The 21522-nt window shown below is 76.6% G+C and carries 16 protein-coding genes and 2 tRNA genes; 6 read left to right on the plus strand and 12 right to left on the minus strand.

Annotated elements, in window-relative coordinates; translation table 11 throughout:
- Positions 1-30 precede the first annotated feature (30 nt).
- The gene (locus AB8M62_RS15040) at positions 31-825 is read left to right on the plus strand and encodes a M48 metallopeptidase family protein (RefSeq protein ID WP_373694956.1); all 795 of its coding nucleotides are present in this window, start codon (positions 31-33) and stop codon (positions 823-825) included.
- A 16-nt stretch (positions 826-841) separates the two neighbouring features.
- Here AB8M62_RS15040 and AB8M62_RS15045 read toward each other — a convergent pair whose 3' ends face one another.
- Positions 842-2518, minus strand: coding sequence for a zinc-dependent metalloprotease (locus AB8M62_RS15045; RefSeq protein WP_369053673.1), 1677 nt, complete (start codon positions 2516-2518; stop codon positions 842-844).
- Between the two features lie 182 nt (positions 2519-2700).
- Between AB8M62_RS15045 and AB8M62_RS15050 the strand changes: the two genes are divergently transcribed.
- On the plus strand, positions 2701-4056 hold the full coding sequence (locus tag AB8M62_RS15050) for a YlbL family protein (RefSeq protein ID WP_369053674.1): 1356 nt from the start codon (positions 2701-2703) through the stop codon (positions 4054-4056).
- 19 nt (positions 4057-4075) lie between these two features.
- Here the strand turns inward: AB8M62_RS15050 and AB8M62_RS15055 are convergent, their stop codons facing one another.
- Entirely contained in the window at positions 4076-4708 is a 633-nt protein-coding gene (locus tag AB8M62_RS15055; protein WP_369053676.1) for a PPA1309 family protein, read from the minus strand.
- 169 nt (positions 4709-4877) lie between these two features.
- Here AB8M62_RS15055 and AB8M62_RS15060 point away from each other — a divergent pair, with 169 nt between their 5' ends.
- The 3 genes from AB8M62_RS15060 (at position 4878) to AB8M62_RS15070 (ending at position 8502) form a co-directional block, all read left to right on the plus strand.
- Positions 4878-7967, plus strand: coding sequence for a UPF0182 family membrane protein (locus AB8M62_RS15060; RefSeq protein ID WP_369053678.1), 3090 nt, complete (start codon positions 4878-4880; stop codon positions 7965-7967).
- Positions 7968-8223: 256 nt separating this feature from the next.
- Positions 8224-8297: transfer RNA gene (locus AB8M62_RS15065), tRNA-Met, on the plus strand.
- Between the two features lie 131 nt (positions 8298-8428).
- Positions 8429-8502, plus strand: a tRNA-Met gene (locus AB8M62_RS15070).
- A 53-nt stretch (positions 8503-8555) separates the two neighbouring features.
- On the opposite strand, the gene AB8M62_RS15075 is transcribed toward AB8M62_RS15070, so the two are convergent.
- From AB8M62_RS15075 to AB8M62_RS15100, 6 genes are all read right to left on the minus strand, one after another.
- Positions 8556-10928, minus strand: a complete 2373-nt coding sequence (locus tag AB8M62_RS15075) for an ATP-binding cassette domain-containing protein (protein ID WP_369070080.1) — start codon at positions 10926-10928, stop codon at positions 8556-8558.
- A gap of 40 nt (positions 10929-10968) precedes the next feature.
- Positions 10969-11400, minus strand: coding sequence for a VOC family protein (locus AB8M62_RS15080; RefSeq protein ID WP_369070081.1), 432 nt, complete (start codon positions 11398-11400; stop codon positions 10969-10971).
- A gap of 5 nt (positions 11401-11405) precedes the next feature.
- Complete coding sequence (locus AB8M62_RS15085; protein ID WP_369070082.1) at positions 11406-11852, minus strand: helix-turn-helix transcriptional regulator; 447 nt, start codon at positions 11850-11852, stop codon at positions 11406-11408.
- Positions 11853-11928: 76 nt separating this feature from the next.
- Positions 11929-13443 carry a flotillin family protein gene (locus AB8M62_RS15090; protein WP_369070095.1) on the minus strand — a complete coding sequence of 505 codons (1515 nt, stop codon included), beginning with the start codon at positions 13441-13443 and terminating at the stop codon, positions 11929-11931.
- A 58-nt stretch (positions 13444-13501) separates the two neighbouring features.
- Entirely contained in the window at positions 13502-13993 is a 492-nt protein-coding gene (locus AB8M62_RS15095) for an NfeD C-terminal domain-containing protein (RefSeq protein WP_369070083.1), read from the minus strand.
- Positions 13994-14057: 64 nt separating this feature from the next.
- Positions 14058-16046, minus strand: a complete 1989-nt coding sequence (locus AB8M62_RS15100) for an anthranilate synthase family protein (protein ID WP_369070084.1) — start codon at positions 16044-16046, stop codon at positions 14058-14060.
- Between the two features lie 229 nt (positions 16047-16275).
- On the opposite strand from AB8M62_RS15100, the gene AB8M62_RS15105 reads away from it, so the two are divergent.
- Positions 16276-17700 carry a glucose-6-phosphate dehydrogenase gene (locus tag AB8M62_RS15105; RefSeq protein ID WP_369070085.1) on the plus strand — a complete coding sequence of 475 codons (1425 nt, stop codon included), beginning with the start codon at positions 16276-16278 and terminating at the stop codon, positions 17698-17700.
- 85 nt (positions 17701-17785) lie between these two features.
- Here AB8M62_RS15105 and AB8M62_RS15110 read toward each other — a convergent pair whose 3' ends face one another.
- The 4 genes from AB8M62_RS15110 to hisN all read right to left on the minus strand — a co-directional run bounded on the left by AB8M62_RS15110 (position 17786) and on the right by hisN (position 21483).
- A complete protein-coding gene (locus AB8M62_RS15110) occupies positions 17786-18475 on the minus strand; it encodes a SemiSWEET family sugar transporter (RefSeq protein WP_369053689.1) in 690 nt (229 codons plus the stop codon).
- Positions 18476-18585: 110 nt separating this feature from the next.
- The gene (locus tag AB8M62_RS15115) at positions 18586-19749 is read right to left on the minus strand and encodes a mechanosensitive ion channel family protein (RefSeq protein WP_369070086.1); all 1164 of its coding nucleotides are present in this window, start codon (positions 19747-19749) and stop codon (positions 18586-18588) included.
- A 115-nt stretch (positions 19750-19864) separates the two neighbouring features.
- The gene (locus AB8M62_RS15120; protein WP_369070087.1) at positions 19865-20644 is read right to left on the minus strand and encodes a CPBP family intramembrane glutamic endopeptidase; all 780 of its coding nucleotides are present in this window, start codon (positions 20642-20644) and stop codon (positions 19865-19867) included.
- A gap of 26 nt (positions 20645-20670) precedes the next feature.
- On the minus strand, positions 20671-21483 hold the full coding sequence (gene hisN / locus AB8M62_RS15125) for a histidinol-phosphatase (RefSeq protein ID WP_369053693.1): 813 nt from the start codon (positions 21481-21483) through the stop codon (positions 20671-20673).
- Positions 21484-21522 lie beyond the last annotated feature (39 nt).

Here is a 21522-nt window from a genome sequence, read left to right on the forward strand (position 1 = left end):
GCGGGACCGCGGCGCGGGTCTGCGCTGGGAATGGTCCCGCGCCCGGGGCCGCGGGGCGCGCCGGGACGGTCGCGGGCGGTGCTGGACCGGTCGCGGGCCGGTCACGGGCCGGACGGGCACCCCGCGACCCCTCCCGCGGACGGGGGTGCGCAGGGTAGCGTGCCCGAGGTGGAGGACGACACCGCGGGTGCCGTCGAGGTCCGTCGCAGCCGTCGGCGGACGCGGACGGTGTCCGCCTACCGCGACGGCGACCGGACCGTCGTCCTCATCCCTGCCCGCTTCTCCCGGGTGGAGGAGCGCGAGTGGGTCGAGCGCATGGTCTCCCGCCTCCAGGCGGCCGACCGCCGGCGCAACCCCGCCGGCGACGCCCTCCTCGAGCGGGCCCTGGAGCTGTCCCGCCGGCACCTGTCGGGCGCGGCGCGGCCCACCTCGGTGACGTGGGTCGCCAACCAGCACCACCGCTGGGGCTCGTGCACCCCCGCGGACGGCACCGTCCGCGTCTCCGACCGCCTGCAGGGCGTGCCGGGCTGGGTGCTCGACTACGTCCTGCTGCACGAGCTGGCGCACCTGCTCGTGCCCGACCACTCGCGCACGTTCTGGTCGCTGCTGGAGTCCTACCCGCGCACCGAGCGGGCCCGCGGCTTCCTGGACGGCCTGGACTTCGCCGCCGGCCGCGCCGTCGACCCGGACGGCGCGGAGGACCTGGACCGCGCGGCGAGCGGCGCGGACGTGGACCGGCGCGCCGACGTGCTGCGCGAGGACCCCGGCACCGGCCACCGCGAGGTGGCGCTGCCGCGGGGCAGGCCCCGGCGCACCGGCCGCTGACCCGCCCCGCGCACCGTCAGCGCGCCGGCCCGTCCCCCTCGCCGGGGGAGTCCCCGTCGCCGGAGTCCCCGTCGCTGGAGCGGCCGGAGCCGCCCGACCCGTCGGGGTCGTCGAGCAGGGCCCGCAGCGCGGCGTCCATGTCGTCCAGGTCCCCGTCGCCGCCCGCGGCCGCCGACCCGCCGCCGAGGCGGCGCTCGACGAAGGCGGACAGGTCGTCGAGGTCCTCCGGGACGGGCAGCAGGTCCGGGTGGTCCCAGACGGCGTCGCGGGCCGACTGCCCGCCGCGGCGCAGCAGCTCCTCCCACATGCCGGCCGCGTCCCGCGCGCGCCGCGGCCGCAGCTCCAGCCCGACGAGCACCGCGAAGGCGTGCTCGGCCGGGCCGCCGGTCGCCCGGCGGCGGCGCACCGTCTCGCGCAGCGCGGCCGCGTGCGGCAGGACCTTCGCGGCGGCCTCGTCGACGACGTGGTCGACCCAGCCCTCCACGAGGGCCAGCGCCGTCTCGAGGCGGGCCAGCGCCGCCTTCTGCTGCGGGGTGCTCTCCGGCTCGAAGATGCCGGAGGACATCGCCTCCTGCAGCGACTCGGGGTTGGTCGGGTCCACCGAGCGCGCGGCCTCCCCGATGCGCTCGACGTCCACCGAGATGCCGCGCGCGAAGCTCTCCACGCTGCCCAGCAGGTGCGCGCGCAGCCACGGCACGTGCGCGAACAGCCGCTGGTGGGCGGCCTCGCGCAGCGCCAGGTAGCGGCGCACCTCGTCCAGCGGGACGCCGAGGCCGTCGGCGAAGGCGCCCACGGCGCCCGGCAGCAGCGCGGCGCGGCCGGCGGGCGCCAGCGGCAGCCCGACGTCGGTGGTGCTGAGCACCTCGCCGGCCAGCTGGCCCAGGGCCTGTCCGACCTGCATGCCGAACACGCCCCCGCCGACCTGGCGCAGCATCGCCCCGGCCGAGCCCATCAGCGCGGCCATCTCCGGCGGCGCCTGCGAGGAGATCGCGTCGCCCATGGCCGCGGCCACGTTCGCCGCGACGGGCTCGACGAGCTGGCGCCAGACCGGCATGGTCCGCTCGACCCACTCCGCGCGGCTCCACGCCTCGGCCGTCGTCGGCGCCTGCTCCAGGTCGGTGACCCCGTCCAGCCACAGGTCGGCCACGCGCAGGGCGTCCTCGACCGCGCGCTGCTCCGCGGCGCCCGGGACGGGGTCGCCGGACTGCGCGGCGGCCTGGCGCGCCAGGTCGTGGGCGACCTGCCAGTTGACCGGCCCGTCGCCGGGGGTGGACAGGAACCGCTGCAGCTGGGCGAGGACCTGGCCCATCACCTGCGGGTCCAGACCGCCCTGGCCGCCCAGCGCCTCGGCCAGCCCGGGCGGCAGGTTCGGCGGCAGGCCGCCGGGGAAGCCGCCGGGCAGGCCGCCGCCCAGCCCCCCGCCCAGCAGGGGACCCAGCAGGTCCTCCAGCGGGTTGCCCGAGCCGGACCCGCCGGAGCCCGACGGGCCGGGGGACCCGGGCGGCTGGAAGCCGGCCCGCCCGCGCGCGCCCTCGCCGCCGGACCCCGCGCCGGACCCCGCGCCGGACCCGCCGCGCCGGTCCGGGTCGCGCCGGTCCGGGTCGCGGCCGGGCTCCTGCCCGGAGCCGTGACCGGCCTCCTCGGGCCGCTCGTCCGGGCCCTCGTGCGGGTCCTGGTCGCCTCGCTCGTCCACGTCGGCTCCTTCCCGTTGCCCGCGACAGGTCGCCGTCGGTACGACGAGCCCATCATGACGTGTCCGTGGACGGACGAACCGGGCGCGGGTGGTGTTCCGCGCCCCGGGACGTTCCGCTCTCGGCGGACGGCCCGCGCGAGCGCTCCCAGCGGGCGCCCAGCGCGCCGCCGTAGCCTGCCGGAGTGCCACGCCCGACGCCGCCGGTGCCCGACGACCCCGCCGGGACCCCCCTCCGGCCCGCCGGCGCGGTCCCCGCGGCGCCCGGCGGCCCCGGCGCCCCCGGCGCCCCCGGCGCCCCCGGCGCCCCCGGCGCCCCCGGCGAGGCCGAGGACCCCGGCGCGCGCGACGCGGTAGCGGCTCGCACGGTCCTGCTGGCCTCCTCCTCGCTGGTGGCGGTCCTGCTGCTGTCGCTGCTGAGCCTGGTCCCCGTGCCCTACGTGGCGCTCTCGCCCGGGCCGGTGCGCGACGTGCTCGGCGGGCAGCCCGGCGCCGACGCCACCGCGACGGCCACCGCGACGGCCACCGCGACGGCCACCGCGACGGCCACCGCGACGGCCACCGCCACGGGCACCGCCACGGCGGGCGCGGAGACCTCCCCGCCCGCCCCCGCGGGCCAGGAGCCGCTCATCCGCATCGCCGGCGCCGAGACGTACCCGACCGGGGGGCGCCTGGACCTGACCACCGTGTCGCTGCGCGGCGGCCCCGGCTACGAGATGTCGCTGGGGGAGGTCCTGGTGCACTGGCTGGACCGCGACACCAGCGTCCTGCCGCGCTCGCTGTACTTCGGGGCCGGCACCACCCGCGAGGAGGCCGACCGGCGCAGCGCCGCGGAGATGACGGGCTCGCAGGAGGCCGCGAAGGTCGCCGCGCTGACGCAGCTGGGCATCGACGTGCCCAGCACCACGACGCGGCGGGTGGCGGCCGTCGACCCCGCGGCCCCGGCCGCGGGCGCGCTGCGCGCCGGCGACGAGATCACCGCGGTGGACGGCGAGCCCGTGCCCACCTTCGAGGACCTGCGCGCGGCCGTCAGCGCCCTGCCGGCCGACGCCGAGGTGGTCCTGGCGGTCCGGCGCGAGCAGGAGGACGGGGACGGGGAGGTCGAGGTCCGCACCCGCACCTACGCCCAGCGGGGCGCCACGCTGCTGGGCATCGTCCCCGAGGTGCGGTACGAGTTCCCCTTCGACGTCGACATCTCCATCGACGACGTCGGCGGCCCGAGCGCCGGCCTGGTCTTCGCCCTGGGCGTCGTCGACGAGCTGACCCCGGGCGCGCTGACGGGCGGCGAGCACGTCGCCGGCACGGGCGCCATCGCCGTCGACGGCACGGTGCTGCCCATCGGGGGCCTGCGCCAGAAGGTCGTCGGCGCGCGCGCGCAGGGGGCGGAGTGGTTCCTGGCCCCGGCCGAGGAGTGCTCGCAGGTGCGCGGGGCGGTCCCCGACGGCATCACGGTGATCGGGGTGTCGACGCTGGCCGAGGCGGTCGCCGCCGTGGAGGCCGTCGGCACCGGCCGCGGCGGGACGCTGGCGGCCTGCGGCTGAGCCCGCGCCCGCGGGCCGGTCAGTCCTCCAGCGTCGCCTGCAGCGCGCCGACCAGGCCGGGGACCAGGTCGGTGCCCGTGCGCACCTCGCCGTCGGAGTCCTTCGACCGGCTGCGCACGGCGCACTCGTGGCGCCCGTCGCGCAGCACCCCCACGGCGATGCGCACGTCCTCGGCGGCCGGGTGGGCGGCCAGCGCCCGGGTGCGGCCCTCCTCGTCGTCGGGGGGGACGCTCGCGCGCACCTCCGCCTCGGCGTCCGGCGGCACGAGCAGGCGCTCGACGACGAGCGCGGCCCCGTCCACGCCCGCGGGCCAGGCGAGGCGACCGAGGAACTCGTCGAGGTCGCCGACGTCGGGCAGGCCGTCCTGCTCCACGGACGTCAGGTGGCCGGCGTCGGCGCGCGCCTCCTGCAGGACCGCGGCGGGCAGCCGCCCGGCCAGCGCGGGGTCGCGGCGCAGCGCCTCGCCGGTGCGCACCAGGGCGAACAGGCGCAGCGGCGCGCCCCACCCGTCGGCGGCGACGTGCCGCTCTATCTCCGCCACCGCGCGCCACAGGCCGCCGGTGGCCGTGGGGGCGGTCGGCGTGCCGGTGACGGCGGGCGCGGTCGCGCTCCGGTCGTCCGTGCTCGGGCGGTCCCTGCGCTGCTCGTCCACGGTGCTCGATGCTCGCACGGACGCGGCGCTGCCCGGCGACGTCGCCGGTGCGCCGTGAGCGGGGCCACGTCGGCAACGGTGAGGTCACGATCGGTCGCGCCGGGCACCCGCGAGGCGTTTCGTGAGTTGCGCTTGCGTGAGCTTCCCTCCACGCCGCCCCTCCAGGCCGGTGCTGCAACGACGCCGTCGTGGACCCCTGCTGCCCACGCTGCTGGTCCTGGCCGGTGTGCTCGTCGCCGTCCTGCTCGGTTCGCGCCTCCTGACCGACGTGTGGTGGTACGACCACCTGGGCTTCCTGCAGACCTTCACGACCCGCCTGTGGCTGCAGGCCGCGCTGTTCGTCGTCGGCGCGCTGCTGCTGGCCGCCGCCGTCGGCGCCTCGTTGACCGTCGGCTACCGCTCGCGGCCGGTCTACGCGCCGATCTCCTCCGAGCAGGCGGGCCTGGACCGCTACCGGGAGTCCCTGGAGCCGCTGCGCCGCCTCGTGGTGGTGGTGCTGTCGGCGGCCGCGGGCCTGTTCGGCGGCTCGGTGGCGATGGCCCAGTGGGAGACGCTGCTGCTGTGGTGGAACCGCCAGCCGTTCGGCACGGACGACCCCCAGTTCGGCCTGGACCAGGGCTTCTACGTCTTCACGCTGCCGTGGCTGTCCTTCGTCGTCGGGTTCCTGTCCGCGGCCGTGGTGCTGGCCGGCATCGCCGGCCTGGCGACGCACTACCTGTACGGGGGCCTGCGCCTGTCGGGCCCGGGCCCGCGCACGACGCGCGCGGCGCGCGTCCACCTGTCGGTGCTCGCGGCCCTGTTCCTGCTGCTGCGCGGCGCCGGCTACTGGCTGGACCGCTACGAGGTCATGACCACAGTCAACGACCGCATCCCCGTCGCGGGCGTCGTGGGACCCTCCTACACCGACGCGGCGGCCGTGCTGCCGGCGCGGGCGATCCTCGCGGTCGCGGCCGTCGTGGTGGCGCTGCTGTTCGTGGCCTCGGCCGTGGGCGCCTCCTGGCGGGTGCCGGCCATCGGCACGGGCCTGCTCGTCGTCAGCGCGATCGCCGTCGGCGGGATCTTCCCGTGGGCGGTGCAGTACTTCCAGGTGCGCCCCAACGCGCAGTCCGCCGAGCGCGAGTACCTGGAGCGCAACATCGAGGCCACGCGGCAGGCGTACGACGTGGCCGACACCGAGGTGACGCAGTACGCGGCGCGCACGGAGGCCGAGCCGGGCCAGCTGCGCGAGGACGCCGCGACCATCCCGGGCATCCGCCTGCTGGACCCCTCGGTCGTCTCCAACGCCTTCCGCCAGACCCAGCAGGTGCGCCCGTACTACGCCTTCCCGGACGTCCTGGACGTGGACCGCTACCGGCTGGACGAGGACGGGAACATCCAGGACACCGTGGTGGCCGCCCGCGAGATCTCGCTGGCCGGTCTCAACGAGTCGCAGCGCAACTGGATCAACGAGCACACCGTCTACACCCACGGCTTCGGCGTGGTGGCCGCGCGCGGCAACGAGCGCGCGCCGGACGGGCGCCCCGCCTACTTCGAGGGCGGCCTGCCCACCACCGGTGAGCTGCCCGAGTACGAGCAGCGCATCTACTTCGGCGAGCAGTCGCCGGAGTACTCGATCGTCGGCGGGGGTGACGACCCGCGGGAGCTGGACTACCCGACGAGCGAGTCCGAGGGCGGCTTCGCGCGCAACACCTACGACGGCGAGGGCGGCGTGGCCGTCGGCAGCCTGTTCCAGAAGCTGGCGTACGCGGTGAAGTTCAGCGACGCCAACATCCTGCTGTCGGACTCGGTCCACCCCGAGTCGGTCATCCTGTACGACCGCCAGCCGCGCGAGCGGGTGCAGAAGGTCGCCCCGTGGCTGACCCTCGACGGCGACGCCTACCCGGCCGTCGTCGGCGAGCGCGTGGTGTGGATCCTCGACGGCTACACCACGTCCTCGACGTTCCCGTACTCGGCGCAGACGCAGCTGGGCGACGTCACCGAGGACACGCTGACGCAGGGCCAGGCCGTGCAGGCGCTGCAGGAGCGGACGGTCAACTACGTGCGCAACTCCGTCAAGGCCACGGTCGACGCCTACGACGGCACCGTGCGCCTGTACGCCTGGGACGAGGAGGACCCGGTCCTCATGGCGTGGATGAGCGCCTTCCCCGGCGCGGTGACGCCCGTGTCGGAGATCGACGGCGAGCTGATGTCGCACCTGCGCTACCCGCAGGACATGTTCAAGGTGCAGCGCGACGTCCTGAGCCGCTACCACGTCACCGACCCGGGCGCGTTCTTCACCCAGCAGGACTTCTGGCGCACCCCGGACGACCCGACGCAGCAGGTCCCGCCGTCCGGCGAGGCCAACGCGCTGCAGCCGCAGCCGGCGCGCAACGCGCCGCTGCAGCCGCCGTACTACCTGACGCTGCAGATGCCGGGTCAGGAGGAGCCGTCCTTCAGCTTGACGTCCTCCTACGTGCCGAACGCGGCGGCGCAGGGCGCGGGGTCGGGCAGCCAGGTGCTCACGGGCTTCGCGGCCGTGGACGCCGACGCCGGCACGACCTCGGGGCAGGTGCGCGAGGGCTACGGCACGATCCGCCTGCTGCAGCTGCCGCAGGAGAACGCGGTGCCGGGCCCGAACCAGGTGCAGAACAACATCAACTCCGACCCCACGGTCGGCAACGCGCTGCGCCTGCTGAACCAGGGCGAGTCGGAGGTCATCTACGGCAACCTGCTGACCCTGCCGGTCGGCGGCGGCCTGCTGTACGTGGAGCCCATCTACGTGCAGTCGCGCAGCGGCGCCTCCTTCCCGGTCCTGCGCAACGTCGTCGCGGTCTTCGGCGACCAGATCGGGTTCGCCCCGACGCTGGACGAGGCGCTGAACCAGGTGTTCGCCGGGGACTCGGGCGCCGCGGCCGGCGACGAGGGCGCCGCGCCGGTGGACGACGACCTGCTGCCCGACGACGCCGACCCGACCCAGACGCCGTCGCCGACGGCCACGCCGTCGCCCACGGCCCCCGGGGACGGCGGCGGGGCCACGGGCACGCCGCAGGGCGACCTGGACGCGGCGCTGAGCACGGCGCGCCAGGCGCTGCTGGACTCGCAGGCGGCCCTGGAGGCCGGCGACTTCGCCGCCTACGGCGAGGCGCAGCAGCGGCTGGCCGACGCCGTCGAGCGGGCCACCGACGCCGAGGCCCGGCTGGAGCAGTCCGGTGCGGCGGGCGCGCAGGCCGCGCCGGACGCGGCCGCCGCACCGCCGGACCCGGGGGAGGCCACCCCGTGACGGGCGGCTGAACCGCGGGGGCCCGGGCGCTGCGGCGTCCGGGCCCCCGCGCGTCCGGGCCCGCGTCCGGGCCCGCGTCCGGGCCCGCGTCCGGGCCCGCGTCCGGGCCCGCGTCCGGGCCCGCGTCCGGGCCCGCGTCCGGTCCCGCGGCCGGACCCCGGGATCCGGTCCCGCGGCCGGACCCCGCGATCCGGTCCCGCGGCCGGACCCCGCGATTTGGTGCCGGGGCCACCGTGGCGTAACCTCGTCGACGCGACGCGGGGTGGAGCAGCTCGGTAGCTCGCTGGGCTCATAACCCAGAGGCCGCAGGTTCAAATCCTGCCCCCGCTACTCGGCACGGAGGGCCCGGACCACACGGTCCGGGCCCTCCGTCGTCCCCGGGGCGGTCGCGGGGGTCGTGCCCCGCGCTCCCGGTGCCGATTTGGTCCGGCGGCCACCGTGGCGTAACCTCGTCACCACGACGCGGGGTGGAGCAGCTCGGTAGCTCGCTGGGCTCATAACCCAGAGGCCGCAGGTTCAAATCCTGCCCCCGCTACTCGGCACGGGAGGCCCGGACCACACGGTCCGGGCCTCCCGTCGTCTCCGGCCTCAGGCGCCCACGTAGTCGGCCAGGTGCCGGCCCGTCAGCGTGGAGCGCGCCGCCACCAGCTGCGCCGGGGTCCCCTCGAAGACGACCCGGCCACCGGCGTGCCCGGCGCCCGGGCCGAGGTCCACCACGTGGTCCGCGTGCGCCACGACGGCCTGGTGGTGCTCGACCACCAGCACCGAGGTGCCCCCGTCGACCAGGCGGTCCAGGAGCCCCAGCAGCTGCTCGACGTCGGCCAGGTGCAGGCCGGTCGTCGGCTCGTCGAGCACGAGCAGCCCGCCGCGCTGGACGGGGCGGGTCGCCAGCTTCAGGCGCTGGCGCTCCCCGCCGGACAGGGTGGTCAGCGGCTGCCCGAGGGTCAGGTAGCCCAGGCCGACGTCGGCCAGCCGCTCCAGCACCGCCAGGGCGGCGGGCACCCGGGCCCCGCCGGAGGCGAAGAACTCCAGCGCCCCGCTCACCGGCATGGCCAGGACCTCGCTGATGTCGCGCCCGCCCAGCCGCAGCTCCAGCACCTCCTCCCGGTAGCGCCGGCCCCCGCAGTCCTCGCAGGTGCTCTCCACGCTCGCCAGCACGCCCAGGTCGGTGACGACGACGCCTGCCCCGCCGCAGCCGGGGCAGGCGCCCTCGGAGTTGGCGCTGAACAGGGCGGGTTTGACCCCGTTGGCCTTCGCGAACGCCTTGCGCACCGGCTCCAGCAGCCCGCTGTACGTGGCCGGGTTGCTGCGCCGCGAGCCGCGGACCGGCGACTGGTCCACGACGACGACGCCCTCGCGGCGGGCGATCGAGCCGTGCACCAGCGAGCTCTTGCCCGAGCCGGCCACGCCCGTGACGGCGACGAGCACGCCCAGGGGCACGTCCACGTCGACGTCGCGCAGGTTGTTCGTCGACGCGCCCCGGACCTCCAGCACGCCGGTCGGGGTCCGCACGGACGTCTTCAGCCGCGCCCGGTCGTCGAGGTGGCGGCCGGTGGTCGTGCCGCTGGCCCGCAGCCCGGCCACGGTGCCCTGGTAGCAGACGGTGCCGCCGTCCGCGCCGGCGCCGGGGCCGAGGTCGACGACGTGGTCGGCGGCCTCGACCACCTCGGGCTTGTGCTCGACGACGAGCACGGTGTTCCCCCCGTCGCGCAGCTGGCGCAGCAGACCGGTCATCCGCTCCACGTCGTGCGGGTGCAGGCCCGCGGTGGGCTCGTCGAAGACGTAGGTGACGTCGGTCAGCGCGGAGCCGAGGTGGCGGATCGTCTTGGTGCGCTGCGCCTCCCCGCCGGACAGGGTGCTCGCGGGCCGGTCCAGGGACAGGTAGCCGAGCCCGACCGCGTCGAAGGAGTCCAGCAGGTGCTGCAGCCCGCGCACCAGCGGCGCGACCTCCGGCTCGTCCACCCCGCGGACCCAGGCGGCCAGGTCGGTGATCTGCATCGCGCACACCTCGGCGATGTTCAGCCCGCGCACCCGCGAGGAGCGCGCCTCCGGACCCAGCCGGGTGCCGTCGCACTCCGGGCAGGTCGTGAACGTCACCGCCCGCTCGACGAAGGCGCGCACGTGCGGCTGCATCGCCTCGACGTCCTTGGACAGGATCGACTTCTGGATCTTCGGGACGAGGCCCTCGTAGGTGAGGTTGATCCCGTCGACCTTGACCTTGGTCGGCGCGCGGTGCAGCAGGTCGTGGCGCTCGCGCTCGGTGTAGTCGCGGATCGGCTTGTCGGGGTCCAGGAACCCGCTACCGGCGTAGATGCGCCCGTACCAGCCGTCGTTGCCCCACCCGGGGATCGTGAAGGGCCCCTCGTTCAGGGACTTGCTGTCGTCGTAGAGGGCGCTCAGGTCGAGGTCGGTGACGCGGCCGGTGCCCTCGCAGCGCGGGCACATGCCGCCCAGCCGGGTGAACGTCGCCTTCTCGGTGCGGGTGCGGCCCTCACCGCGCTCCACGGTGATCGCGCCGCTGGCCCGCACGGACGGCACGTTGAAGGAGTAGGCGCTCGGCGGGCCGATGCGCGGCTCGCCCAGCCTGCTGAAGAGGATGCGCAGCAGCGCGTGGGCGTCGGTGGCGGTGCCGACGGTGGAGCGCGGGTCGGCGCCCATCCGCTCCTGGCCGACGACGATCGCGGTGGTCAGGCCCTCCAGCAGGTCCACGTCGGGGCGCGCCAGGGACGGCATGAACCCCTGCACGAAGGCGCTGTACGTCTCGTTGATCAGCCGCTGCGACTCCGCGGCGATGGTGGCGAAGACGAGCGAGCTCTTGCCCGAGCCGGACACGCCCGTGAACACCGTGAGGCGGCGCTTGGGGATGTCGACGCTGACGTCGCGCAGGTTGTGCTCGCGGGCGCCGACGACCCGGAGCACCTCGTGGACGTCGGCGGGGTGCTGGGCGGGGTGCTGCGTCACGGGGCCTCCGGTGCGGGCGGGTCGGGGGTCGCGGCGGCCCTCACGCGGGCCGCTCCTGCACGCGCAGGAGGTTCCCGGCGGGGTCGCGGACGGCGCAGTCGCGCACGCCCCAGTCCTGCTGCACGGGTTCCTGCACGACGTCGGCGCCCGCGGCCACCAGCCGCTCGAACGTCGCGTCGAGGTCGTCGGCGGCCAGCAGCAGCCCGGCGAAGGTCCCCTTGGCCATCATCGCGGTGACGGTGCGGACCTCCTCGGGCGTGCGGCCCGGGTCGGCCGACGGGGGTTCCAGGACGACGGACGGGCCGGCGCCGCCGGGCGGGCCCACGGTGATCCAGCGCAGCTCGCCGTAGCCGACGTCGCCGCGGACCTCGAAGCCGAGGACGTCGCGGTAGAACGTCAGCGAGGCCTCGGGGTCCTCGTGCGGCAGGAAGACGGAGTGGACGCTGATCCCCGTGCCTGTGCTCGTGCTCATGGCCGTCATGCTGCTCCCGCGCGCGCCCGCGCGGCTTCTCCGTCCCTGACCGGTCGCGTCACCCGCCGGGCCACGCACCCCGGCAGGCGGTCGGCCGCCCCGCCGCGCGCCCGGCGCCGGTAGGTGGCCGGCGGCACCCCGACCAGCTCGGTGAAGCGGGTGGTGAACGAGCCCAGCGACGTGCAGCCGACCGCCAGGCACACCTGCGTGACGGGCAGGTCGGTCGAGCGCAGCAGCGCCATCGCGCGCTCCACGCGCCGCGTCATGAGGTAGCGGTGGGGCGGCTCGCCGTAGGCGCGGCGGAACTCGCGGCTGAGGTGCCCGGCCGACAGGTGCACCCCGCGCGCCAGGGCCTCCACGTCCAGCGGCCGGGCGTGCTCGCGGTCGATGCGGTCGCGCACGCGGCGCAGCAGGCGCAGCAAGCGCAGCTGCTCGTCGGCGGCGGTGCTCACCCCGGCATCGTGGCGAGCGGCGCCCGTGCCGTCCAGACCCCGGCGGGCGCGGGGGAGGGCGGCGCGGGCGGGTCCGTCAGTCGGAGCGGCCCGTGGTCGTCACGGTGGCCGGCCCGGTGGTCGTGGGCTCCTCGCTGCCGGGGGCGACCCGCACGGTGCGCGGGCCCGCGGCGGAGGCGCCGGTCGCCCCGTCGCGCGGGGTCAGCCGGCCCAGCAGCTCCTGCAGGTCCAGGCCGGTGGTCCGCTTGACCACCTCCAGCGTCTCGGTGAGGTTGGTGCCGACGCTGCGGGCCAGCTGCGAGGCGCCGTCGGTGGAGATGACGGTCAGGTCGTCGATGGCCGCCATCGGCGCGGCCAGCTCGCGGGCCACCTGCGGCAGCACGTCGGTGACCATCTGCGCCACCGCCGCGTCGCCGTACTTCTCGAACGCCTCGGCGCGCAGGCGCATCGTCTCCGCCTCGGCCTCACCGCGGGCGCGGATCGCGGCGGCCTCCGCCTCGCCCTCCAGGCGGGTCGCCTCGGCCAGCGCCCTGCGGCGGTCCAGCTCGGCCTGGCCGGCCACGCGCACCCGCTGGGCGTCGGCCTCGGCGGCCAGCGTGATGCGGTTGGCCTCGGCCTCCGCCTCGAAGATCTCCGAGTTGCGGCGGGCCTGGGCCTGCTGCTCGGCCTCGTAGCGGCGGGCGTCGGCGGGCCGGCGCACCTCGGTGTCCAGCTGCCGCTCGGTCAGCTCGGCCTGGCGCTGGGCGACCCGCTCCTGCTCGACGAGGACCTCCTGGTCGCGGGCGGCCTTGGCCAGCACGCCCGCGGCGTCGGCGCGCGCCTGCGCGGTGTCCGTCTCGGCCTTGAACTCCGCCTGGCGCAGCGACAGGTCGCGCTGGGCGGCGGCCACCTGCGCCTGCGCGCGCGCCTCGGCCTGCTGGGACTCCTGCAGCGAGTTCGCCTCGGCGATGGCGGCGTTCTGCGCGGCCACGGCGGCCTCGGGCCGGCCCAGGTCGCGCAGGTAGTTCACGTCGTCGCTGACGTCCTGGATCTGGAAGGTGTCCAGCACCAGGCCCTGGTTGGTCAGCGAGCTCTCGGCCTCCTCGGCCACCCGGGAGGCGAACGCGGCGCGGTCGCGGATGATCTCGTCGACCGTCAGCGTGCCGACGATGGAGCGCAGCGACCCGGCCAGGACCTCCTGCGTGAAGCTCTCGATCTCGTCCTGCTGCTGCAGGAAGCGCTGCGCGGCCGCGCGCACGGAGTCCTCGGTGCCGCCGACCTTGATGATGGCCACGCCGTCGAGGTTCAGCCGGATCCCCTTGGCGGACACCGCCCCGCGGATCTGCACGGAGATGCGCCGCGAGGCCAGCGACAGCGAGTACGACTGCTGCACGAACGGCAGGACGAACACGCCGCCGCCCATGACGACCTTCTGCCCGGACAGGTCGGTGCTGACCCGCCCGGTCTCCGGGTTCGTCACCGGCTTGCCCTTGCGGCCGGTGACGATGAACGCCTCCGACGGCCCGGCGATCTTGTAGCGGCGCACGAGGGCGACCACGAGGATCAGGACGACGAGGACCGCGGCGGCGATCGCCACCACGGACGGGGTCAGGTCGAGCACGAGGCCTCCCGGGCTGGGGCTGGGGCTGGGGGCGCGCCGGTGCCGGGCCTCACCCGGCGTCCAGCGGGCGGACGCGGACGGCGGTGGGGGAGATGAGCTCGACGACCTCGACGGCGTCCCCGCGGCGCAGGTCGCCGTCGGCGACGGCGGTCCACTTCACGGTCGTGCCGTGCAGCTGCAAGTGGACCTCGCCGTAGCGGCCGGCGCTGGCGGGCGTGGTGACGCGGCCGCGGGCGCCGAGGACCGTCTGCGACGTCTCCGGCCCGCTGCGCCGCAGCGAGCGCACCAGCAGCCCGGCGGCCAGCAGCGTCACGACGGCCACGCCCGCGCCCAGGGCGCCGGCCGCGCCCGGGCCCCAGCCGAGGCCGGAGACCGCGACGATCCCGCTCAGGCCGAACAGGGCCGCGGCCGCGGACACCGAGGTCAGGGACAGGAACCCGCCGCCGAGGTCGAGGTCGAGCGCGTCCAGCAGGCCGTCGAAGAGCACCGACAGCACGCACAGCGCGCCGCCCACGACGGCCACGACGACGAACGCGGTCATCCGCTGACACCCCCCGCTGCGGACCCTACCCGCCGTGATCGCCGCCGCGGGGGACGTCGGCGGCTCAGCGCGGCAGCAGCGGCTCGACGACCGAGCGCAGCAGGTCCGGGCCCTGCAGGGTCAGGACCGACTCGGGGTGGAACTGGATGCCGGCGAACCCGGGCCCGCGCACCGCCACCACCTCGTCGGCCGGGCCGGTGGCCACCTGCACGTCCTGGGCGGCCAGCCGCTCCAGCGCCGCGGCGTCCACCCGGGCGGTGAAGGAGTTGTAGAACCCCACGGTCGCGCCGCGGCCGAACAGGTCCACCTCCAGCTGGGCGCCCTGGTGGGGGGAGTCCTTGCGGCGCAGCGGCAGGCCGAGCTCACCGGCCAGCAGCTGGTGGCCCAGGCACACCCCCAGCAGCGGGTTGCCGCCGTCGCGGGCCGCGGCCACCGCGCCGCGCGCCAGCTCCTGCAACCGCAGCAGGCGAGGGTCGGAGCCGTCGCGCGGGTCGCCCGGGCCCGGGCCGAGGACGACCAGCCCGCGGTGGGCGGCGAGCGCGCCGTCCAGGGCGGGGTCGTCGTAGCGCAGGACCCGCGCGCGCAGCCCCGCCGAGGCCAGCAGGTGCGCCAGCATCGCGGTGAAGGTGTCCTCGGAGTCCACGACGAGCGCCTCGCCCAGCGGGGCCCCCGCCGCCGGGCGCTGCGGCTCCAGCCAGAAGCGGGCCAGCCGGTCGCGGCGGGAGGCCAGCAGCCCCGCCACCCGCGGGTCCGCCGACAGCGGCACCCGCCGGGCCGGCGCGCTGCCGGAGGCCGTGCGCGGCGCGGCCGGCAGCGCGCCCAGCGCCCGCAGGACGCCCGCGGACTTGGCGTGCGTCTCGGCGACCTCGCCCTCGGGCGTGGAGCCGCGCACCAGCGTCGCCCCCACGGACACGCGCGCGTGCGCCGAGCCGTCCGGGCGCGGGCGCAGGTCGGCGGTGCGGATGAGGATGGGGGAGTCCAGCGTCTGCGTCCCGTCGGCGTCGCGGCCCAGCAGCGCCAGCGCCCCGGCGTAGTAGCCGCGCCCGGACGGCTCGAAGCGACGGATGACGCGGCAGGCGCTCTGCAGCGGCGAGCCCGTCACGGTGGCCGCGAACATCGTCTGGCGCAGCACCTCGCGCGCGTCCAGGGTGCTGCGCCCGCGCAGCTCGAACTCGGTGTGCGCCAGGTGCGCCATCTCCCGCAGGTACGGGCCGTGGACGGTGCCGCCCAGGTCGCCGACGGAGCACATCATCTTCAGCTCCTCGTCGACCACCATGAACAGCTCCTCGACCTCCTTGGGGTCGGTGAGGAACTCCACGAGGCCGTCGGGGTCCGGGCCGCCCGCGGGGTAGCGGTAGGTGCCGGAGATGGGGTTCATGACGACCTCGCCGCGGGCCATCCGCACGTGCACCTCGGGGCTGGCGCCCACCAGGGTGCGCCCGCCGCCGGCCTCGCCGGTGTGCACGACGAACGTCCAGTACGCGCCCTGCTCGGCCAGCAGCAGCCGCCGGAACAGGCTCAGCGCCGTGGCCGGGCCGAATCCGTCGACGACGGCGTCCACGTCGCGGCGGATGACGAAGTTCGCGCCGGTGCCCTCGGCGATCTCGGTCTCGACGACGCGGCGCACCACGTCGGCGTAGGCGGCGTCGTCCAGGTCGGGGGCGACGTCGCGCAGCGCCACCTCCTCGTCGGGCAGCTCGTCCAGCAGGTCCTCCACGGCGAACTCGTCGGCCCGCTGCACGGCCAGCACCAGCAGCGGGGTGCCGTCGTCGTGGACCTCGAACCCGCGCTCGCGCAGCTGCCGGAACGGCACGAGGGCCAGCGCGTCGCGCACGGGCCCGGTGGCCGGGCCGGTGGGCGCCCCGGCGGGCAGGGGGACGTCGGCCAGGCGCTCCACCTCGGTGACCGGCCCGCGCAGCACCTCCACCGGACCGGGCAGGCCGGTGGCCGGGTCCAGGCGGCGCAGCAGCGCGAACGGGCCCGCGCCGGGGGCCAGCAGGTCGGCGACGACCTGCGCCGGGGACGCGGCGGGGGAGGGGGGCGCGGTGCTCACGGGTTCTCCTCGGGGTTTCGGCGGGGCCGACCGGCGAGGGACCCGCGGTGCCGGCCCCTCGACGAGGCGACCACCGCAGGACGGAGCGTCAGGCGGTCGCCGACACCCACCACCACGCAGCGCGCAGCACCCGCGGGGCGCGGGGCAGCGGCTCGGCGGTGGTCACGGGCGCCACCCTAGCCCGTGGCCGCGCCGGGCGGGCGGGGACCGTCCCGGTAGCGTCGCCCGCGTGACCGCAGAGCAGCCGCACCACAGCACCGACGACGCGCCCGTCGTCCTCGTCCTGCACGGCGCCTCCGGCGACCTGTGCCGGCGCCTCGTCCTGCCCGCCCTCTTCGAGCTGGCCCGCCGCGAGCTCCTGCCCGCCGACTGGCGCGTGGTGGGCGCCGGGCGCGGCGAGTGGTCGCGCGAGGACTTCGTGCGCCACGTGCGCGAGGCCCTGGAGGAGTTCGGGCCGCGGCCGTCCGAGGGCCCCTGGGACGAGGTGGAGCAGCGCCTCATGGCCGCCGGCGGCGGCTTCGCCGTCGAGGACGCCGGCGAGCTGCCCGGCGTGCTCGAGCGGGCGCAGGAGGAGCTGGGCGGTTCCGCGCGCGTCGTGCACTACCTGGCGGTGCCGCCGTCGGCGTTCCTGCCGATGACGCGGGCGTTCGAGGCGCACGGCCTGGTCGAGGGCGCCACCGTCGTCTACGAGAAGCCCTACGGCACCTCCCTGGACAGCTTCGAGGAGCTGGACGCCGAGGTGCAGCGCGTCTGGGACGAGGAGCAGGTCTTCCGCATCGACCACTTCCTCGCCTTCGAGGCCATGCAGGACGTCATCCACGCCCGCTTCGCCAACCCGTGGCTGGCGGCGATCTGGAACCGCGAGCACGTCGCGCAGGTGCAGGTCGACGTCGCCGAGACCCTCGACGTCGCCCAGCGCGCCTCCTTCTACGACGCCACCGGCGCCTTCCTCGACATGATCGTCACCCACCTGTTCCAGATGGCGGCGACCGTGGCCATGGAACCGCCCGCCGACCTGGGCCCCGGCGCCCTGCAGGAGGCCCGCGACGCGGCGCTGGAGCGGTTCCGCCCGCTGCAGCCCGAGGACGTCGTGCTGGGCCGCTTCGACGGCTACCTCGACATCGACGGCGTGCCGGAGGACTCCACCACCGACACCCTCGCCGCCGCGCGCGTGTGGATCGACACCGACCGCTGGCGCGACGTGCCGTTCCTGCTGCGCAGCGGCAAGAAGATGGCCGCCGACGAGCAGCGCGTCACCCTGATGCTCAAGCCCGCGACCGAGGGCCCGTACGCGGGCACCGAGCTGGGCGAGCCCGCGGCCGTCAGCTTCTCCCTGCTGGAGGGCGGCGCGCTCGACGTGCGCCTGACCGTGCGCACCCCCGGCGTGGAGGGCGGGCTGTCCCAGGGCACCGCGACGCTGCCGCTGGACGGCCTGGACGGGCAGCGGGAGGCCCCGCCCTACACGCACCTCGTGCGCCACCTGCTCGACGGCGACCGCTCCCTGTTCACCGGGGTGCCGGGGCTGCGGGCGGCGTGGCGGGCCATCGAGCCCTTCGCCGCCGACCGGCCCGCCGTGCAGCCGTACGCGCCGGGCACCTGGGGCCCGGCCGAGGTGGACCGGCTGGCCGAGCCCGGCCGCTGGTTCCTGCGCTGAGCCGAGCCGCGCGCGCGACGAGGCCCCCACGACCGCGCGGTCGTGGGGGCCTCGTCCTCGTCCGGGACCGCTGCCGGGGGAGCGCTCAGAGCACCACGCAGGCGGCGGGGCGGCCCCAAGCCGCGACGGGCCGCACGAGCGCGCGGCCCGCGTCGCCCCAGCGGCCGTGGTGCAGCACGTGCACGAGGTGGCGCGGGGGGCAGCGGCGCGACAGCACGACCCCGGCCAGCAGCGCGGAGACCAGCGAGCAGACGACCACCGACTCCTGGCTCGTCGCCGCGCCGTAGACCGTCCACAGCAGCGCCGAGAGCTGGGTGAGGGCGAAGCCGGCGGGCGCGAGGCCGTTCAGCGGGGCGCCGGAGCTCAGCACCGTGCGCACCTGCGGCACCATCCGCACCAGCGAGACGACGGTGGCGGCGACCCCCACCGCGGTGGCGCCGGCCACGACGGCGGTCACGGCCACGGCCGCCGACCAGGCGCCCACCGCCAGGAGGGTCGGGCCCGGGCGCACGCCCAGGCGGCGGGCGGCCAGGACCGCGGTGAGCACCGCGCACGCCAGACCGGGCACGTTGGCGACCAGCTGGGCGGGGTCGAGCAGCATCAGGCCGTACGTCAGCCACGTCCCGGCGCCCAGCACGCCCAGGACGGTCGAGGGGTAGGACAGGCCGCTGGCGTCGGGGCTGCGCAGCAGCCGCAGGGCCTGGGGGACACCGGTGACGATGCCGATGGAGGCGGCCACGAGGCCGAGGGCGGAGATCAGCGGAGCGACGAGCACGTGCCTGTGCATCGGGCGCCGCGCCGGTGCCCCTGAGCCGGCTCCCCGGCGGCCCGGGTGTGGGGTCCGCCACACCCGGGCGGGTGCGCCGGGAGGTCAGCGTCGGGAGGTCAGCGCCGGCGCGCGCCGTCCACGCCGACGCCGTCCTGGCGGGGCAGCACGACGTGGTGCGGGGCGGCGGGGACCTGCCCGGCCCCGCCGGCCCCGCCCGCGTCCTCGACCCGCACCCGCGGCAGGGCCCGCGGGTGGCGGTCGCGCAGCAGCGCCACGAGCTCCTCGCGCACCGCGCAGCGCAGGTCGAACAGGCGCCCGGCGTCCGCGGCGCTGACCAGCACCCGCAGCCGCACGAACGAGCCGACGGCGTCGGTGACCTGCAGGGCGTACGTGCGCCCGTCCCAGTTCGGGTGCGCGGCCACGAACGACTCCAGGTGCTCGCGCACGCGGTCCACGGGCACGTCCCAGTCGACGTCGGCCTCGACCGCGCCGACCACCTCCGCGCTGCTGCGCGTCCAGTTCTGGAAGGGCGTCGTCGTGAAGTACGTCGAGGGCAGGATCAGCCGCCGCTGGTCCCACACGCGCACCACCACGTACGTCAGGGTGATGTCCTCGATGTTGCCCCACTCGCCCTCGACGACGACCACGTCGTCCACGCGCAGGCCGTCGGTGAAGGCGATCTGCAGGCCGGCGAACACGTTCGCCAGCGACGTCTGGGCGGCCAGGCCCGCCACCACCGACAGCAGCCCGGCGGAGGCCAGGACGCTGGCGCCCAGCCCGCGGGCGCCCGGGATCGTCAGCATCATCGAGGCGACCGCCACCACGACGATCGCCACGACGACGATCCGCTTGAGCAGCGTCACCTGGGTGCGGCGCTGGCGCGCGCGCCGGTTGTCGGCCACGCCCACGTCGTAGCGGCGCAGCAGGACGTCCTGGGCGGTGTTGACGGCCACGACGAGCAGCCAGGCCACCATCGCGACCACCAGCAGGCCGATGACCTGCAGCGTCGGGTCCCGCCAGTCGGCCGGGCGCGTGTATACCTGCAGCGCGGTGCGGGCCGCCAGCAGTCCCAGCAGCGCGGCCAGCGGGCGGCGTCCGCGCTGGCCGAGGCGGCAGAGGATCTCGCGGCGGCGGCCGAGGCGGCGCACCGCGAGGGCGGCCAGCTCGCCGACGGCGATGGCGACGGCGGCGGACACGGCGGCGACGGCGAGCGTCAGCCACACGGAGGTCTCGATCGTGGGCACGGGGTGCGGCTCCTGCGGGGTGTCGAGGGTGGACATCGACGTCCTGCGGACCGGCCCACCGTAGGGGCGCGCGGCGCGGGCCCGCAGCCCGGCGGCGGGGCCGTCCGGGTTCCCTGCACACGACCCGCACACCCGCCGGCCCGGCCACCGCTCAGCCCGGCAGCCACCCCACGCGCCCGGCCAGCGCGGCGTACCCGACGAAGGCCACCACGTCGATGGCGGTGTGCGCCACGACCAGCGGCGCCACCCGGCCCCAGCGCCGGTACACCTCGGCGAACACCAGCCCCATCAGGACGTTGCCGACGAAGCCGCCCAGCCCCTGGTACAGGTGGTAGGAGCCGCGCAGCAGCGCGCTGACCGCGAAGGCGGCGGGGACGCGGACGCCCAGCTGCGACAGGCGGTGCAGCAGGAAGCCCACGACGAGGACCTCCTCCAGGATCCCATTGCCCGCGGCGTTCAGGACCGCCACGGGCACCGTCCACCAGGCGCCCGACAGCGACGAGGCCTGCACCTGGGTGTTCGCGCCGACGGCGACCGCCCCCAGGTACAGCAGCAGCCCGCAGCCGCCGATCACCGCGGCCAGGCCCAGGCCGCCCAGCAGGTCGCGGCCCGGCCGGGTGCGGTCGAAGCCCACCGTGCGCAGCGACCCGCCCTCGCGGGCCAGCAGGTAGGCCACGAGCAGGACCGGGGCCAGCAGCTGGGCGATCCGCACGAGCTGGAACGCCAGGTCCAGCCACGGCCGGTCGGGCGCGTAGCTGCCCAACACCGTCGACGTCTGCGCGTTCAGCGGCACCGGGGCCGTCAGCGCCCCCACCAGGCTCACCAGCGCCCGCACCCCGCTCAGGCCCAGCGAGACGGCGAAGACGGCCACGACCTCCCACACGAGCAGCCGCCGCTCGCGCGGGTCGGTGACGACCTCGACCCCCCGCACCGCTCCGCCCCCGCGCCGGCGCGCCCTCAGGCGCCCAGGTGGCGCAGGACCGCCTCGTGCAGCAGCCCGTTGGTGGCCACGGCGTCCCCGCCGTGCGGGCCGTCCACGCCGGCGCGGGAGGTGAACCGGCCACCGGCCTCGGTGACGATCGGCACGAGGGCCGCCATGTCGTGCAGCGCCAGCTCCGGCTCGGCGGCCACGTCGACGGCGCCCTCCGCCAGCAGCGTGTACGACCAGAAGTCCCCGTAGGCGCGGGTGCGCCACACCCGCCGCGACAGCGCCAGGACGTCCTCCAGGCGCCCGGCCTCCTCCCAGCCGGTGAGGGAGGAGTACGAGAACGAGGCGTCGGCCAGGTCCGCGACCGAGCTGACGCGGATCCGGGTGGCCGAGGACAGGCTGCGGCCCGTCCACGCCCCCGACCCCTTCGCCGCCCACCAGCGCCGCTGCAGCGCCGGCGCCGAGACCAGCCCGACCACGGGCTCGCCGTCGTCGAGCAGCGCGATGAGGGTCGCCCACACCGGCACCCCGCGCACGAAGTTCTTCGTCCCGTCGATCGGGTCCACGACCCACTGCCGCTGCCCGTGCCCGACGAGGCCGAACTCCTCGCCCAGCACGGCGTCGCGGGGGCGGGTGCGGGCCAGCTGCGCGCGCACGACCTCCTCGGCCGTGCGGTCCGCGTCCGTGACGGGCGTCAGGTCCGGCTTGGTGTCCACCGCGAGGTCCTGGGCGCGGAAGCGGGCCGTCGTCACCGCGTCCACCTGGTCGGCGACGACGTGCGCCAGGCGCAGGTCGTCGTCGTAGCGGACCGCGCGGGCGGGGGGACTGGCGGGGACCGTCACGCCGCGAACCTACCGCCCGCGCGGACCGGGACCTCCGGC

Source organism: Kineococcus terrestris, from assembly GCF_041020755.1.
GTDB classification, from domain to species: Bacteria; Actinomycetota; Actinomycetes; order Actinomycetales; family Kineococcaceae; genus Kineococcus; species Kineococcus terrestris.

Coding starts and splice junctions, on each gene's coding strand:
- AB8M62_RS15040 (WP_373694956.1), top strand. CDS start 31: ATGGTCCCGCGCCCGGGGCCGCGGGGCGCGCCGGGACGGTCGCGGGCG.
- AB8M62_RS15080 (WP_369070081.1), bottom strand. CDS start 11,400: ATGAGCACGAGCACAGGCACGGGGATCAGCGTCCACTCCGTCTTCCTG.
- AB8M62_RS15095 (WP_369070083.1), bottom strand. CDS start 13,993: ATGACCGCGTTCGTCGTCGTGGCCGTCGTGGGCGGCGCGCTGTGCGTG.
- AB8M62_RS15115 (WP_369070086.1), bottom strand. CDS start 19,749: ATGTCCACCCTCGACACCCCGCAGGAGCCGCACCCCGTGCCCACGATC.